The following is a 17,576-nucleotide window of genomic DNA, read 5'->3' as shown; positions in this document are numbered from 1 at the left end:
TTAATATGGATAATTTAGCTTTAATAGAAGCATTTGGTGATTTTAAAGAAATAAAGAATATCAGCAAAATAGACTTAATGGCTATTATCGAAGATTCTCTTAAGACTCTTCTTAGAAAAAGATACGATTCGGATGATCATTTTGATGTGATTGTGAATCCTGATAAAGGAGATTTCCAGATTTTCTTGAACAAGGTGATTGTGGAAGATGAGATGTCTGAAGATGATGATCTGGAGATTGAGATTTCTGAGGTTAGAAAAATAGACCCGACTTTTGAAGTAGGTGAAGAATATACGCAAGAGATACCTGTTTCCAAATTGGGGAGAAGAAATATCCTAACATTGAAACAAATCTTAGCAACAAAGATACAGGAGCATTTCAACGCTGCATTGTATGAGCAGTTCAGGGATAAGATTGGAGAACTGATCGTTGGCGAGGTTCATCATATCCGTCACAAGCATGTAATTCTTTTAGATGACGAGGATAATGAATTCATTTTGCCAAAAGAAAATCAGATACCTTCCGACTTCTTCAAAAAAGGTGATAATGTAAGAGCTATTGTAGAAAGTGTTGATTTCAGAGGTTCCAAACCTCAGATCACGGTTTCCAGAACAGCACCTAAATTCCTGGAGAAATTATTGGAACTGGAAATTCCTGAGATCCAGGACGGAACTATCATCTTGAAAAAAGTAGTGAGAATCCCTGGTGAAAAAGCGAAGATCGCTGTAGACGCTTATGATGACAGAATCGATCCGGTAGGGGCTTGTGTCGGAGTAAAAGGTTCTAGGATCCATGGTGTTGTAAGAGAGCTGAGAAATGAAAATATTGATGTGATCCAATGGTCAAAAAATCCGGAGATTCTTGTAAAGAGATCTTTAGGAAATATTACCATCAATAAAATTGAGGTCAATGAGGATGCTAATTATGCTTTAGTTTATACACCAGTTGAGGAGATTTCTAAAGTTATCGGTAAACAAGGTCAGAATATTAAGTTGGCATCATGGTTGTCAGGTTTTGAGATTGATGTTTACAGAGAAACTTCTGATGATGATGATGTAGAATTGAGAGAATTCTCAGACGAGATAGAAGCTTGGATTATAGATGAGTTCAAAAAAGTGGGACTTACTACAGCTAGAAGTGTATTGGATAAAGATACAGAGGCTTTGTTGAAAATCGTGGATCTTGAAGAAGAGACCATCGAGGAGGTGAAGAATATTCTAAGAGAAGAATTAGAAGGGTAAGGAATAGGTCTGATGAAAGAGGTTTCGGAAGACCAAATTTAATAAAAAAGAAAAATAAAAAGCAAACAGCTTAAACGCTAAAGCCAAAAGCAAATTTATATTTATGCCAAAAATAAGATTAAATAAAGCCGTTAAAGAACTGAACATTTCTATACCGAGAGCTGTGGAATATCTCCAAAGCAAAGGGATAGATGTGGATAGTAATCCTAACGCTCTATTAGAAGAACAGGCATTTTCTGCATTGGAAGCTGAGTTCCGAAAAGATGGAGAACAGAGAAAAGCTTCTCATGAGGTGGTAATTTCTAAAGTTCCTGACGAAAAATTAGCGATCGAAGAAAAAGCACCTGAGGTTATAAGAGCCAAATCAAACGCAAGACCTGAAACCAGGATTTTGGGTAAAATAGACTTGAACCCGGCTAAACCTGCGGAAGGAGTCGTTCCGGATGTTCCTGCTGAACCTGTTCAGAAAGAGGAACCAAGACCAGAGGTGGTTAAAAGAGAAGAAAAACAGGAGTTCAAAGTTTTAGATAAAATAGACTTATCGAAGCTGGAAAGCAACAAGCCTAAAGTTGCCGAAAAACCAAAAGAAGAGCCAAAACCAATTATAGAAGAAGAGGTTAAAAAAGAGGGAAAAGTTGAGCCTGTAAAACCTCAAGTGGAGTCTACGGAAACATCTGAATCTGATGAGCCTCAGAAAATAGAGACTGTTTATCAAAAATTAGATGGTCCCAAAATCGTAGGTGAGAAAATTGATCTTTCTCAGTTCAATAAACCGAAGCCTTCTGCTAATTCTAATAATAACGCTGCAAAGAAAAAGAGGAAGCGTATTGCTAAGGATGTCCCTGGTCAGAATAATAATTCTAACCTAGGTAATAATCAACAGGGTGGAGGTAATAACAACAGACCAGGACAGGGCGGACAAAATAACAACCGACCACAAGGGCAAGGTGGAAACAACCAGGGCGGAGTTAATCGCCAAGGTGGAAACAATAACCGTCCCGGAGGAAATAACAACAATCGTGGCGGAAATAACCGAGGAGGTCATGGACAAGCTCGTACGATGCCGGTTGAGCTTACAGATGAGCAAGTTAAAAATCAGATCAAGGAAACCTTAGAAAAACTAACAAATAAAGGAGGTAAATCTAAAGGTTCTAAACATAGAAAAGACAAGAGAACTTGGAGAAGGGAGCAAGATGAACTTCAGCAAGAGATCGATGCTCAAGACAGAACACTGAAAGTTACTGAGTTCATCACTGTTAGCGAATTAGCTAGTTTGATGAACGTGAGTGCAACCGAAGTAATCTCTGCATGTTTTTCGCTTGGTGTGATGGTGACCATGAACCAACGTTTGGAAGCGGACACTCTTACATTGGTAGCCGATGAATTTGGCTATAAAATAGAGTTTTCTGATGCGGATGTAGAAGAAGCAGCAGCAGACGAGACCCCAGATTTGGAAGAGGACCTTCTTCCAAGAGCTCCTATCGTTACAGTAATGGGGCACGTAGACCATGGTAAGACTTCCTTACTAGATTATATTAGAAAAACCAACGTTATCGCAGGTGAATCTGGCGGAATCACGCAGCACATCGGTGCTTACAATGTGAAATTGGAAAGTGGACAAAGAATTACATTCTTGGATACACCTGGTCACGAGGCATTTACCGCGATGAGAGCCAGAGGTGCACAAGTTACCGATATTGCGATTATTGTGGTTGCTGCCGATGATGATGTAATGCCACAAACCAAAGAAGCAATTGCTCACGCACAAGCTGCGGGTGTTCCAATGATCATTGCAATCAACAAAGTAGATAAAGCTGGAGCCAACCCGGATAATATCCGCCAACAACTTTCTGGAATGAATATTTTAGTAGAAGAATGGGGAGGTAATGTTCAGGCGCAGGAGATTTCTGCTAAATTCGGTAACAATATCGATTTGTTATTAGAGAAAGTTTTACTTCAGGCAGAAATGTTAGAATTGAAATCTAATCCTAATAAGCAAGCTAGTGGTGTTGTAATAGAAGCAGCTTTAGATAAAGGTCGTGGTTATGTTGCTACTATGCTTGTTCAAAACGGTACTCTAACAGTTGGAGATTACGTATTGGCTGGAAAAAACCATGGTAAAGTAAAAGCAATGTTGGATGAACGTGGAAAGCCAATGGAAAAAGCCGGACCATCTATACCGGTTACTATTCTTGGTTTGGATGGAGCGCCAACAGCGGGAGATAAATTCCGAGTTTTTGCTGATGAAAAAGAAGCTAAGACCCTTGCGAATAAGAGAGAGCAGCTTCAAAGAGAGCAATCTATCAGAACTAAGAAACATCTTACGCTGGATGAGATTGGTCGCCGTATCGCTTTAGGAGATTTCAAAGAGTTGAATATCATTCTTAAAGGTGATGTGGATGGTTCTGTGGAAGCATTGGCTGATCAATTACAAAGATTATCGACTGAGGAGATTCAGGTTAATATCCTTCATAAAGGAGTTGGTCAAATTTCTGAAAGTGATATTCTATTAGCAGCGGCTTCCGATGCAATTGTAATAGGATTTAATGTAAGAGCAAGTGTCAATGCAAAAGATATTGCCGATAGAGAGGAAGTAGAAATCAGGACCTATTCTATTATTTACCGAGCAATCGACGAAGTTAAAGAAGCAATGGAGGGAATGCTTTCTCCGGAGATTCAGGAACAGGTTATTGGTAACGTTGAGATCAGAGAAGTATTCAAAATCTCTAAAGTTGGTTCTATTGCAGGTTGTATGGTCCTTACAGGAAAAGTAACGAGAAACTCTAAGATAAGACTTCTTAGAGACGGGATCGTAAAATTTGATGGAGAGTTAGAAAGTTTGAAACGTTTCAAAGATGACGTCAAAGAAGTTACCAAAGGTTATGAGTGTGGTCTTAATATAAAAGGCTATAACGATATAGAAGTTGGAGATATCCTTGAAGTTTACGAAGAAGTAGCTGTTAAGAAAAAGCTTAAATAATACTAAACCTGCTGAAAAGCAGGTTTTTTTATTTGAAAATATTTATTTAGATTAATTCTAAATAAATATTTTTTTATTTTATATTATATAAAGGTTTGTTTAAGATGGCTTTAAATTATTCTTATTATTTTTAAAATATATTAAGTGATTTATAAAAAAAAAGTTTTAATTTCTATCAATTGTCTAAAGATTACAATGGTTTATTAAAGAGTACTGTTAGTATTTTTGTTGGTGTTAATTTTTTTTAACATATTTGCAGATTATAATTAAATAGTGTTAATATGAATGTAAAATTACGATTGTTATCTGTCGGCGTATTGTTCTTTACGGGACAAGCATTAATGGCACAAAAAGCTAAGAAAGATACAACAACTAGCACAAAAGACATTGAAGAGGTAGTTGTAATTGGAAACATCAAGTTGGACCCAGCTCAGAAAGTAGGTTCTTATAATACGGTTTCTAAAGCAAACTTCGAATCTACACCATTTTCATCTGTTGATGAAGTTTTGAATGGCAGAGTGGCTGGTTTGAACTTTTCATCTGCAAGTGGTGATCCAGGGTCATCTAATATGGTAATCATTAGAGGGGTGAGTTCTTTAATTGGGACACCTAATCCTTTATATGTTATTGATGGGGTTGTTATTGGAAAAGGGGCTGATAATGCTCAAATGATGGAGTCTTGGAATCCGCTGGCTGCCATTGATCCAAATGCAATTGAGTCTGTGGATGTATTAAAAGATGCCTCGGCCACGGCTTTATATGGTTCTAGAGGAGCTAATGGTGTCATCATCGTTAAGACAAAAAAAGGGAAATATAATCAGAAAACCAAATTTGAATTCTCCACAGAAACAGGTATTCAAGACAGAGCTTTTGATAAGCTTAAGTTAATGAACGCTGATGAATATATCAAGTATGGTACAATGTTGATATGGAATAGTAGAGGGAGAGGTGTTTCTGAAAGTCTTGTTACGAACATGGATGAGGCTAAAAAATACTTCTTGGAAAATTACGAGAATACGTATTATAATGAAGGAAATCTTAAGAATACCGATACAGATTGGGTGAAAGCTGTTACAAGGGGAACTTCTGTTGTTAATACCTATAATTTTGGAGCAACTGGTGGTGGAGAGAATACATCTTTCAGAATAGGAGGTTCTTATTATCAAAACAAACCATTGATTCTTACTTCGGGCTTTGATAGAATAAGTTTAAACACAGCAATTAATCACAAAGCTTCTGAAAAATTAAAATTTGGAATAAATATTAATTATTCAAATATTAAAAGAGAGACCTATTTTGGAGGAAGGGCATCCGCAAATCCTGTGACATCATCAATCATGATTTCACCATTACGCCCAATTTATAATGAAAATAACAATCCAGATGATGGACTATACAATCAATCTGATTTAGGAGAAGGCTCACCAACAAAAGGATTTAATCCAGTGTCTATTTTAAATGAAGCAAGACAAAAATCTTGGATTAATACATTTATAGCCTCTGCAAATATGGATTATTCAATTTCAAAAGATTTTGCCTTTAACTCAACATTTGGAACTCAGACACAGTTAATGAGAGAGCAAATGCTGGTTCAACCAGGGCATCCTGTGTATACAATTATGACTCAGGATCAAGGTTTTCTAGGTGATTATAGAACAAATATTTTCGAATGGAACTGGGTAAACTCTCTTAGCTTTAACAAAGTATTTGCAGATAAACATTCAGTAAGTGCAGCAGCAGGTATTGAGTATCAAGATCATATTTATAATGTATTAAGTGCTCAGTCATTTACTCTTAATAATGGTGATCCATATTTTAACTATACCGATGAGCAGTTTGCATCTAATGATGATTTGCAATGGCGTCAGTTATCATATTTTGGGAAATTAAGCTATAGTTTTGATAAAAAATATTCAATTTCTGGGCAATTAAGAAGAGATGGGAACTCAACTTTAGGCAATGAAAAGTTTGGAACTTTTTGGTCATTAGGAGGGTCTTGGAATGTAGCTCAGGAATCTTTTGCTCCATCTATTTTCTCAACTTTGAATTTACGAGCTAGTTATGGAGTTTTAGGAAATATTCCGTATGCTGATCAGTGGGGGCCTCAATATAATTCTGCTACAAATTTATTCTATAATTACACTTATGGATGGGGAGGTAATGGTGGTTACGGAGGATTCAATAATGCTGGTAATCCAATTTTAGCTTGGGAGGAGTCAAAACATTTAGATATTGGTGGTGAGATTGGGTTATTCAATGATCGTTTGAAGTTTACGTTAGATTATTATAGAAAAATCACAGATGGTGCTATTGATACTTATTACTTAGCAGCCGAATCTGGGGGCCCTGGCGGTTTTTATGGAAATGTCGGTAGAATCAATAATTCTGGATTCGAATTAGTAGTGGAAGCTACACCTATTAGATCTGGTAATTTCCAATGGAATATTAATGCTAACGGAGCTTATTCTAAAACTAAATTGGAAAAGCTATATGGTCAGGATTTAGTAACATATGAGGGTGATACTTCAGATGCTAGCAATGAGTTAGTTGCATTAGCTCCAGGACACTTATTAGGAGAATATTATACTATACTGTGGGCAGGAATTGCACAAGCTGATGATGCAACAAAAGGTATAAAAGCAGGGGATGCTCTTTTCTACACAGATGGCTCTAAAACCGATGTTACCAACATAAGAACCGATGCCCAAAGAGCTTGGATGGGTAAAAGTGCTTTTCCGATTTACAATGTTGGTGTAACCAATGAGTTCAAATACAAAAATATTTCATTGAGCTTTTTGCTATCAGGGCAATTTGATTTTTATGTTCAGAATGGAGTGCATTCTTACACATTGCATGATGGTAGATTCCCTACAAGAAATCAAGTGACAGATGCTTTGTATGATAGTTGGACAGATGCGCCAGGAATGGAGAATTATAATGCTAGTAATCCTAAAGCTATTTTAGGAGATCCAAATACTTCTAGATTGGAATCTTCTCGTTTCTTGAATAAGGGAGATCATATCAGATTGAAAGAATTAAAAATTGCTTACTCTTTTGGAGACGTTTTCAAAAAAAGTGTAGGAATTAACAATTTCACAATTTATTTGAGAGGTACAAACTTATTAACTTGGGCATTTGATAAGGATTTGAATTATGATCCAGAATCTAATTCTAATTCTTGGTCTTGGTTAGGAAAAGGAAGATATTGGTATGCGTCTCCTGTATTAAGAACAATGTCAATGGGTATTCAACTTGGATTTTAAAAATTAATTAAAATGAAAAAATATATATTAATATCATCTATATTCCTTTTAGGTTTTACACAATCATGTAGTGAAAGCTCATTGGATTTAGAGGCAAACAGCGTGGTTAATATTGAAATTCCCCGCACAGAAGAACAATTGCAAATGCTGTTAAATGGGGCTTATTATAATTTAGGCAGTACAAGTGGTTTTGGAACTGAATTGATGATATTTGGAGATCTTCTGGGAGATAATCTTTTCGTATCTTCAACCAATGCAAATTTTGTATTAACTAATAATAAAAACTATAACTCAAATCAGGGAGAGTTTGGCTTTTATGGATTGATGTACAATGCAATCATGAAATGTAACATGATTATCAATGATACGAATGTTGCAAGCAATATTAATGTCGAGAGAATGAAAGCAGAAGCAAAAATTGTTAGGGCTTTAGCTTATTTTACTTTAGTTACATATTATTCTCCATCTCCAACTTCTGGAATTAATCAAGAATATGGTATTCCTATTGTTTTAGGTAATTATGACTCTTTAATACAACCTAAAAGGAATACTGTTGCAGAAGTATATGAGCAAATAATTTCTGACCTAAATGCAGGTATAAACGCAAACGTGGGTACATCATTAGATAAACCAAACAGGTCAACATTGGGGAAAACAGCTGCGAAGCTTCTATTATCAAGAGTTTATCTTACGAGAAGAGCGGCAGGTGATGCTCAATTAGCATTACAATATTCTTCAGATATTGTAAATAATGCTACACCAACAGATCAGAATGGTTATGCGCCAATTAATGCTAGTGCACTAACAGACCCTACTAAAGCTTTTAATGCTACAACTAATCCATATAAGTTTTTTACTTATTTTGCAGGTACCGATGATTCTGTATCAGAAAATCAACAAGAAACAATTTGGGAGCTGGATGTTAACGATTTAGCTAATCAGGTCACTGGTATTGGTTCTAATGTAGCTTTGCCACTCTATTATCATAGAACTGGAGATAAAAGAAGTTTGCTTTTCAATCAGACTTTTTACAACAGTTTCGGAACCCCACCAACAACAGCTACACAAATCTTAAATGATGATGTTAGGAGAGGGTCTTCAAGTGCAGGACTTTTAATTTCTACAGGAGTTCCAACTACTGATACACCTAGAGGTTTTTGGACTAATAAGTATCCTAGATTAACAAGTGCTTCTGCTGGTTCTAGTCAGGTTGCGCTTATGAGAAATATCAAGGTGTTCAGATTTGCTGAAGCACAACTAAATGAAATTGAGGCATTATACCTTACAGGTCAGCAAGCCTTGGCATTAACTAAATTAAATGAATTTGCATTAAGCAGAAAAGGAAGAACCTATACTGGAGCTAATCTGCTTAATGATATTTTGACCGAGAGAGCTAAAGAGTTCTATGGTGAAGGTCAAAGATTTTGGGATTTGAAACGTTATAATCTTTCAATAACAAAACCATCAAATTGCAATATGAATTGTGATGTTAAAGCGGATGATAAATTAAGAGTACTGCCAATGACTTTAGGAGCTCTTAATTCAAATGCAAATTTGACTCAATATCCAGGATATAACTAAACTTTTCCAAGATAATAAAAACACCTTATAAATAATTAATAAGGTGTTTTTTTATGCAAGAATGTCAAATACAAATGTTAATTTTAAAAATGGTGTTAAAAATTGAGTAGATTTCAGTATTAATTATTATATTTACAGTAAAATTAAATTTTATCATATGAAAAAAATATTATTTTCTTTAGCATTGGTTTCTGTTGCAGGCTTATCGCAAGCTCAGACTTGGGTGCCGAAAACAACAGGTGCTCCGGCATTACACTTTGTAAATGTTCTTAAAGCTGTGGATGCCAATACGATTTGGTTTAGTGATACAGCTGCCACAGCTGCTACAGATACCGGTAGATATATCGGTTTGTCTACAGATGGGGGGAACACTTGGTCAAATAAATTGATTTCTGGTCCTGTTGCTGCTGCTACTATTGGAGACATGCATCCAATTTCTGCAACTACTGCATGGATCGTGAGCTCGGGTTCAGGTTCTCAAAACGGGATTTGGAAATCTACAAATGCTGGAACAAGCTGGACAAAACAAACAACAGCATCTTTCAGTACAGGGATTTCTTTTGCAAACGTAGTTCATTTTTGGGATGAAAATAATGGATTCTGCGCTGGAGATCCATTTGGTACGGGTTCTAACTTAAGATACGAAATGTACACCACTACTAACGGAGGTACTACTTGGACAAATATTCCAACAGGAACAGCGCCAACTCCTCTTGATGGTGCAGAATATGCTTATACTTCTAAAATTACAGTTCAGGGAAATAATATTTGGTATGGAACAGACTTAGGAAGAGTTCTTTATTCTCCAAATAGAGGTGGTTCTTGGCAAGCATTCCAAACACCTGCTGTTGATTTTGGTGGTGTAACCGTTTCTGGGTTTACAGCTGAAGTTGCATTCAAAGATTCTACAAATGGACTACTTGTTTCTGATGAAGATGGAGTTGGGTTTTTACATTCAACATCAAATAGCGGTGCTAGCTGGACTCAGATCACGCCAAATGGAACTTTCTATGCAAACAATATAGTATATGTCCCAGGGACAGCCAATACATATGTAAGTTCAGGTTTTAGTGAAGGTTCTTCTTTCTCAACAGATGGTGGGTTGAACTGGACTGAGATTACTGGGGATCCAACTTACTCTCCATATTTTGGATCATTGGCATTCGTTAGCCCTACTGTAGGTTTTGCAGGAGGAGTTAGTCAGGCGGTTAGTACGGCTACAGGATTGCCATTCCCTGCATTCAATGTTTTTTCTGGTAATCTTGCTTTAGGTGTTTCTGATGTAAACGCTAATAAAACTAAATTGACAGCATTCCCTAATCCGGCTGTAGATGTTGTAACTTTGAAGTCTTCTAAAGATATCAAAGAAGTTGCTATCATCGACCTTTCTGGTAAAGTGGTTAAGAGAGAGAAATCTAACGGTCAAGTTAATGTATCTAACCTTGCAAAAGGAACTTATGTAGCTCAGGCTATCTATGCAGATGGAGGTGTTGAGAACACTAAAGTTATCAAAAAATAATCTAGATTATTTTATATAATGAGATCCCGCAATTTGCGGGATTTTTTATTTCAGTATAATTAGTATTTTTGTACTCAAATTTCCTTGATGAAATACTTATTTGGACTGTTGTTATTTTTGAATATCGCCATTAATGCACAACAGATAAACAAAACTGATTCTAACAAGATCTCTTCCGATACTTTAAAAGTAGATTCCGGAGAGAAGGATTCCTTAGAAATATACAAGCCGACCATATACGATTACCAGGTCAAAAAAAGATTTTCTGAAAAGAAAATCTATGACACCACTTTTGCTATCGAGAGGTCATACATCGTTACACAATATAACAAGAAAGATAACTTTGGAAAGATACAATACGCCAATGTTGGCTCAGGGTTTCAGAATTTGATGTATGAAAAAAATGCAGAACAAAATCTCAGCCTTCTTCCGGAGAACAAATCATTTTACCTCTTAGGAGAAAATGATATCAATTATTACGATGTAAAAACTCCAACCACCACATTTTTCTACAACAACGCCATGAAAAATGGAGGGCAGCTTCACACAACATACACTCAGAATGTTGGTAAAAACTTCAATTTTGCGATAGAGTATATGGGTCTCAGGTCACAAGGTCTTTATCGAAATAGTCTGGCAGCTAGCAATAACACAATTTTCAGTGGACATTATACTTCGCCAAATGGCAAGTACGAAGCTTATGCACATTACATTCACCAGAATGTCAATAACCAGGAAAATGGAGGAATTGCTGATTTGGATGTGTTTTTAAGTGGAGATTCCAGATTCAATAATCGTCAGAATATCGAAACTAATTTATCAGGTGCAGAATCTAGATATGGTTACAGACGATATTATTTCAGTCAGGAATTTGCGCCACTTGACCCGGCAAAATACCCTTTCAAATTAAGACATACGATTTATCATCAAGGCAATAAATACTATTTCTCCGAAACAGCTGCTAACACGGACTTCTTTGGAGGAACAGATATCGCGGGATTCCCTTTGGTAAGCAAAAAATTCTCAAACAATCTCAGCAATACATTCAGTTTGGTCTGGGATAACGAAAAGTTTAAGTTGGATGCGGGATTCCGACATCAGTATATCACTTTCGGAAACAAGAACGCATATCCGATTTTAGAGATTCCAGGTTATTTCAAAGAGCAGAGAATTGGTGCAGTGGGTAATTTGCAGATCAAATTATTAGATAAGATTCAACTCAAATCATTCCTGGAGATTTCCAAAGGTTCCGAATTCGGAGATTACATTAAGACGACGAACGAATTGGTTTTTGAGCCAATCAAAGATTATTTGATAGAAGGACGCGTTAATTTCCAATCAGCTTATCCAAGTTTTAATTATCTCGTGAATTCTTCGCATTACCTCAATTATAATTATTATCTGCAAAATCCTAATAACGAAGCTGTAACCCAAATTGGTGGAACTTTGAAATTGGCAAAATGGTTCAACACACAATTATTTGTTGACTATTACAGAATTGACAATTACACCTATTTTGATAATTCATCAAAACCTCAACAGAGTTCATCTTCACTCAATATTTCCCAGATTGGAGGAGAGGCAACGGCGAATTATAAAAGATTTCATTTGAACGGAAGAGTGTTGTTTCAAAAAGCTTTAACCAACGATAATCTTCTGCCAATGCCGGATTTTATCGGGAGAGTTAATTTATATTATCAAGCTCCGGCGTTCAAAAAAGCTGCAGAAATCCAAGCTGGTGTGAAATTGTATTACTTCACCAAATTTGCTTCCCGAGAATTTTCACCAATCCTGAACGAGTATATTTTGCCGGGAACTAGCTCTTATTCTATTGGTGGACAGCCGATTGCCGATGTCTACATCAATATGAGAGTGAAACGTATGTTTTTCTATGTAGAAGGTCAGCACATCAACCAGACCTTTATGCAGAACAAATCTTTCACGGCGCCTAATTACCCGATTTATGATTTTCGATTGAACTTAGGCGTGGTTTGGTATCTTTTCCACTAATTATGGCGGCTTTTCCGCCTGTAGTTTATGCTGAGCTTGTCGAAGGGCTCCCAATCTTTAGATTAAATAGAAACTATGTACAAGCAAAAAGGATTTCCGCTCAGATCGAGGAACGAGATTCATCGATCCAAATGAAAAAATAAATAAATTAGAGATAAGTCGGGCTGCAATTAAAACATAAAAACAACATTTGTAAATAAAATAGAAGCTTAAAACTTTGCTAAGTAAAACGCCTTTGCGTATCTTAAAAACAATAAGTTGTTAAAAAAAACTTTGCGAACCTTGCGTTTAAAAATATAAAAAGTATCAACCAAATGACCATCGGTTTCGAACATATAAACAGCATTCCAAAACTTATCAAAGATTTCTTGGAGAAAAAACTGGACGGATTTCAGAATAAAACATTCGATTTAGATAACTTCAAAAATCAAATTTCTGAGAAGCAAAATTCGTATTCTGATGACAAAAGAGAATTGCTTTACAATGCAATATTTTCTCAGAATCAGGAAGAACAGATGTCTCCAAAACAATTAGATTATTTGTTTTCTCTAAAAAATAAAAACACGTTTACCATTACAACCGGACATCAGCTCAATCTTTTTACAGGCCCGGTTTTCTTTATTTACAAGATTTTGCAGACCATCAAAACTGCAGAATTTCTAAAATCCAATTTTCCGGAACATAATTTTGTTCCCGTTTTTTGGATGGCGACAGAAGACCACGATTTCGATGAAATCAATCATTTCAAAACACGCGACCATTACTATGAAGTCAAAGGTAATGCTGGTGGCGATGTCGGAAATATCAAAATCGATGATACTTTTTTCATCCGGGAATTCGAGAAAGAATTCAAAGACAATCTTTATGGAACAGAGCTGGTTCTTTGGATTAAAAAAGCTTATCAAAAAGGAAACACACACACACAAGCAATTCGATATTTGGTCAATCAGTTATTTTCAGATTATGGATTGTTGACCATTGATGGGAATTCAAAAGAACTGAAATCTCGGGTCAAAGATATTTTCAGAAAAGAATTATTATCCAACCAGCTTTTCGAAACAACTAAAAATCAAAGAGAATTCCTCGAGAAAGAATATCACAAAGTTCAGGTCAATCCAAGAGAAATCAATCTCTTTTACCTGACGGAAACCAGAAACCGAATCGAGAAAATTAACAATGATTATTTTATTCTAGAAACCGATTTGAAATTCTCGGAGGAAGAAATTTTGAACGAATTAGAAAATTATCCTGAAAGATTCAGTCCTAATGCGGTCCTTCGTCCGGCTTATCAGGAAACGATTATGCCAAATCTGGCTTACGTGGGCGGAAATGCGGAAATAATGTACTGGATAGAGTTGAAAGACTATTTCGATTCCATCAACCTTCCCTTCCCCATTTTGATTCCGAGAAACTCTATGTTGTTTCTGGAAGAAAAAACCTTCAGAAAAATTGAAAATTCAGGATTGAAGCTTGAAGATTTCTTCGGAAATTTCGCTGAAGTCATCAATCAAAAAATATTAGATAACAACGAAATCAGATCACTTCTTGAACAGAAAAAACAAGATTTGATTAATTCGTTTTCGGAAATAAAAACAAAAGCGGAACAGACAGATAAAACCTTTGCTAATCTTGTGAATGCAGAAGAAACCCGACAATTAAAATCATTCAAAAGAATGCAAAAACGTCTTCTGAAAGCCGAAAAGATAAAACAATTGGAGAAATTGGACCACATGCAAAATTTATTTCTAAAAGTTCATCCGGGTGGAACCTGGCAGGAAAGAGTGTTAAATTTCAGTGTGTTCTACGCAGATTTAGGAAAAGAATGGATTGCCGAAACTTATCAACAAATGGATGTTCAAAAATCGGAATTGATTATTTCGCCCATTTAATCTGAAAGCATTATTTTTGTAACCATATAAAGAAAAGGATGATTAAAAAGATTTTCATTTTATCGGGACTTATCAGCTTTTTGGGGCTTTCTGCACAGAAAACCCACACCGTTTTAGCTAAGGAAACGCCTTACGGCATTTCTAAACAATATGGTTTGACGGTAGATGAATTGTATCGGATGAATCCTTCCGCTAAAGATAATGGGCTGAAAATCGGCGATGTTATCGTAGTTTCAAAAGGTGGCGGCGGTTCAAAAGCAGTCGCTTCTACAGTAACTTCAACGCCTGCTTCTACAAATTCTGTAGCTAAAACAGGAAAAACAGGAACCATTACGTTGCAGCCAAAGCAAACGATTTACGGAATCACAAAACAGTATCAAATCTCTGAGGCTGACCTTAGAAAACTAAATCCTGACCTGGATTCTCATATGAAAATCGGGGACAAGATTACTTTGCCATTAGATAACATTCAGAAATTTGGAGGCTCTGCGCCTGCAGTAACAGCAGTTGTTCAGACTACAACTACGGCAGAAAAACCTGCGGAAGTAAAAACAGTAACTAAAACTGAAACAACTTCTTCTGACAAAGGTTTATACGTAGTTCAGACAAAAGACAATTATTATAAAATATCGAGACAATTCAATCTGACTCAAAAACAATTATTTGCCTTGAATCCAGGATTGGAAACAACAGGTTTGAAACCAGGCGAAGCAATTAAAGTTTCCGGTTCAGATTCTGTTGCAACTTCAAATAATTCTATTAAGGTTGAAGATAATTCTCAAGGTAATACAACATCGGCTCCGGTTACAAAAACGACAACTCAGATAACTGTTTCCGAGCCAGTGAAAACTTCTTCGGTTGCAACTTCTTCGGAAGATGATTTTGTGACTTACACAGTTCAGAGTGGCGATACAATGTTCAGTATTATGAACAGATTCAATGTAACGCTTGACCAGCTGATTAGTCTTAATCCAAATCTTGCTGACGGACTGAAAGCTGGAATGGTTTTGAAAATCAAGAAACAAGACCCGATGTATTCTAAAAAAGCGGGTGATGTTTTAAGTGTTGTGTTAATGTTACCTTTCGGATATGATGCCAACGATGCAAAGTACAGAACAATGTCTATGGATTTCCTGACCGGTGCAAAATTAGCCGCTGAAAGAAATGCTGCTACTGGACAAAAACTGGACATCAAAGTGGTGGATGCCGGAAACGAAACAACTTTCAAAAACAGTCTTTCTCAAATCAACCCGGATAATACAGATTTGATTGTTGGCCCTTTTTTCAAATCAAGTGTTCTTGAAGTCCTAAGGTTTGTTAATGACAAAAAAATTCCTGTGGTTGCACCATTTGCGAACTCGGAAGACCTTTTTGATTACAGCAATCTGATTATCATTGAAACAGAAAATTCGGTTTATTCAGACAGAATAGTAAAAGAAGTTGGTCAGGTTTATCAGGACCAAAAAATCTATATCGTTGCAGATAATTCTAAGGCTAATGCTAATGCAATTAAAGCCGGGTTGGAAAAATCATTATCAAAACCCAATGTTGTGATTGTTAATTCTTCATCAGAAATTCAACTGGAAAATAATATGATGACGGGACAATCGGTTCCTGTGATTGCAGTTCTAGCTGACGATGACGAATCTGCAGGTGCTGCATTTGCTTCGAAAGTTATTGCACTTGGAAAACAGACAGAAGGCGTAAAAGCATTCAGCATGTTCTACAGTCCAAGTTTTGAGAAAAATGTGGATGACCTTTCCAGAGCAAGTCTTGTTTATCTGATGGACAGAAAAATCAATTACGAAGGTGATTTTGAGAAAGAAATTCTGGCTGCTTACAAAGCAAAATATTGCAAAACGCCTTCAAAATATGCAGTAATCGGTTTTGATGTTATGAACGATATGTTGACCAGAGAAAACAAAAAAGGAGAAATTTTCAAACAAATCGGAAAATCTCAAACGCAACTAGCTACAAAATTTGAGTTTGTAAAAGCAAAACCAAATGGCGCTTACATCAACAACGGCTACAGAGTTGTGAGATTGATGCAATAATTATAGTTAATAAGCGATGAGTTATAGTTGATTCAAGATTCGCTATTTCAATTATTTGTAGCTCAAACATTCAAAAGATTAGTATTAGAATAAAATTTTTAAAACATTGATGAATCAATCATTTATAATTCATCAATTATCATTTATAAATATATGAAAGCACTTGTATTTCCTGGGCAGGGTTCACAGTTTGTCGGGATGGGAAAAGAATTGTACGATTCCCGAAAAGACGTGAAAGACCTGATGGATTCTGCCAACGATATTCTTGGATTTGATATTGTTACAGTGATGTTCAACGGAACAGACGAAGACCTTAAAAAAACCAGCGTAACTCAGCCAGCTATTTTCTTACACTCGGTTGCTGCTGTAAAAGTAGCCAACGGTTTGGGCGCAGAAATGGTTGCCGGACATTCTTTGGGTGAGTTTTCCGCTTTGGTTGCGAATGGCGTTTTATCTTTCGAAGATGGACTGAAATTGGTTTCCGAAAGAGCACAGGCTATGCAAATGGCTTGTGATATTAATCCAAGTTCTATGGCGGCGATTCTTGGTCTGGAAGATGCGAAAGTTGAAGAAATCTGCGCAGAAATCGAAGGAATCGTTGTTCCTGCCAATTACAACTGTCCTGGACAATTGGTAATTTCTGGAGAAACAGCGTCTGTACAAAAAGCTTGTGAAGCTTTGAAAGCGGCTGGTGCGAAAAGAGCTTTGTTGCTACCTGTAAATGGTGCTTTCCACTCGCCATTGATGATGCCGGCTCAAGAGAGATTGGCTGCAGCAATTGAAAAAACGAATTTCCGTAAAGCAACAATTCCGGTTTATCAGAATATCACCACAACTGCGGTTTCTGACCCGGAAAAAATCAAAAAAAATCTGATTGCTCAGTTGACAGGCCCTGTAAAATGGACTCAGAGTGTTCAGAATATGATAAAAGACGGTGCAACTAATTTTATAGAAGTTGGACCAGGAAAAACACTTCAAGGTTTGATTAAGAAAATTAATCCAGAAGTAACTGTTGCTTCTGCAATATAAAAAATCAACA

9 protein-coding genes are annotated in these 17,576 nt (G+C 36.3%); all 9 read left to right on the top strand.

Going from position 1 to position 17,576, the window contains the following annotated elements; genetic code table 11:
- Positions 1-5: 5 nt before the first annotated feature.
- The 9 genes from nusA (at position 6) to fabD (ending at position 17,566) form a co-directional block, all read left to right on the top strand.
- Entirely contained in the window at positions 6-1,241 is a 1,236-nt protein-coding gene (nusA, locus tag RTX21_RS10425; RefSeq protein ID WP_312767443.1) for a transcription termination factor NusA, read from the top strand.
- Between the two features lie 103 nt (positions 1,242-1,344).
- Entirely contained in the window at positions 1,345-4,221 is a 2,877-nt protein-coding gene (gene infB, locus RTX21_RS10420; protein ID WP_312767441.1) for a translation initiation factor IF-2, read from the top strand.
- Positions 4,222-4,562: 341 nt separating this feature from the next.
- A complete protein-coding gene (locus RTX21_RS10415) occupies positions 4,563-7,484 on the top strand; it encodes a SusC/RagA family TonB-linked outer membrane protein (RefSeq protein WP_312767439.1) in 2,922 nt (973 codons plus the stop codon).
- 12 nt (positions 7,485-7,496) lie between these two features.
- Complete coding sequence (locus RTX21_RS10410) at positions 7,497-9,065, top strand: RagB/SusD family nutrient uptake outer membrane protein (protein WP_312767437.1); 1,569 nt, start codon at positions 7,497-7,499, stop codon at positions 9,063-9,065.
- 157 nt (positions 9,066-9,222) lie between these two features.
- Positions 9,223-10,584: a T9SS type A sorting domain-containing protein gene (locus tag RTX21_RS10405; protein WP_312767434.1), complete on the top strand. Its 1,362-nt coding sequence runs from the start codon at positions 9,223-9,225 to the stop codon at positions 10,582-10,584.
- A gap of 87 nt (positions 10,585-10,671) precedes the next feature.
- On the top strand, positions 10,672-12,594 hold the full coding sequence (locus tag RTX21_RS10400; RefSeq protein ID WP_312767432.1) for a putative porin: 1,923 nt from the start codon (positions 10,672-10,674) through the stop codon (positions 12,592-12,594).
- Between the two features lie 314 nt (positions 12,595-12,908).
- Positions 12,909-14,483 (top strand): bacillithiol biosynthesis cysteine-adding enzyme BshC, encoded by a 1,575-nt coding sequence (gene bshC, locus RTX21_RS10395; RefSeq protein WP_312767430.1) that lies wholly within the window; start codon positions 12,909-12,911, stop codon positions 14,481-14,483.
- A gap of 38 nt (positions 14,484-14,521) precedes the next feature.
- Positions 14,522-16,537, top strand: coding sequence for a LysM peptidoglycan-binding domain-containing protein (locus RTX21_RS10390; protein ID WP_312767427.1), 2,016 nt, complete (start codon positions 14,522-14,524; stop codon positions 16,535-16,537).
- A 153-nt stretch (positions 16,538-16,690) separates the two neighbouring features.
- The gene (gene fabD / locus RTX21_RS10385; RefSeq protein WP_312767424.1) at positions 16,691-17,566 is read left to right on the top strand and encodes an ACP S-malonyltransferase; all 876 of its coding nucleotides are present in this window, start codon (positions 16,691-16,693) and stop codon (positions 17,564-17,566) included.
- Positions 17,567-17,576 lie beyond the last annotated feature (10 nt).

The organism is Epilithonimonas sp., from assembly GCF_032054305.1.
GTDB lineage: Bacteria > Bacteroidota > Bacteroidia > Flavobacteriales > Weeksellaceae > Epilithonimonas.
The sequence above is the reverse complement of the archived record's forward strand: the minus strand, read 5'-3'. Positions and strand labels throughout refer to the sequence as shown.

Coding starts and splice junctions, on each gene's coding strand:
- RTX21_RS10410 (WP_312767437.1), top strand. CDS start 7,497: ATGAAAAAATATATATTAATATCATCTATATTCCTTTTAGGTTTTACA.
- fabD (WP_312767424.1), top strand. CDS start 16,691: ATGAAAGCACTTGTATTTCCTGGGCAGGGTTCACAGTTTGTCGGGATG.
- bshC (WP_312767430.1), top strand. CDS start 12,909: ATGACCATCGGTTTCGAACATATAAACAGCATTCCAAAACTTATCAAA.
- RTX21_RS10390 (WP_312767427.1), top strand. CDS start 14,522: ATGATTAAAAAGATTTTCATTTTATCGGGACTTATCAGCTTTTTGGGG.
- nusA (WP_312767443.1), top strand. CDS start 6: ATGGATAATTTAGCTTTAATAGAAGCATTTGGTGATTTTAAAGAAATA.
- infB (WP_312767441.1), top strand. CDS start 1,345: ATGCCAAAAATAAGATTAAATAAAGCCGTTAAAGAACTGAACATTTCT.
- RTX21_RS10405 (WP_312767434.1), top strand. CDS start 9,223: ATGAAAAAAATATTATTTTCTTTAGCATTGGTTTCTGTTGCAGGCTTA.
- RTX21_RS10415 (WP_312767439.1), top strand. CDS start 4,563: ATGGCACAAAAAGCTAAGAAAGATACAACAACTAGCACAAAAGACATT.
- RTX21_RS10400 (WP_312767432.1), top strand. CDS start 10,672: ATGAAATACTTATTTGGACTGTTGTTATTTTTGAATATCGCCATTAAT.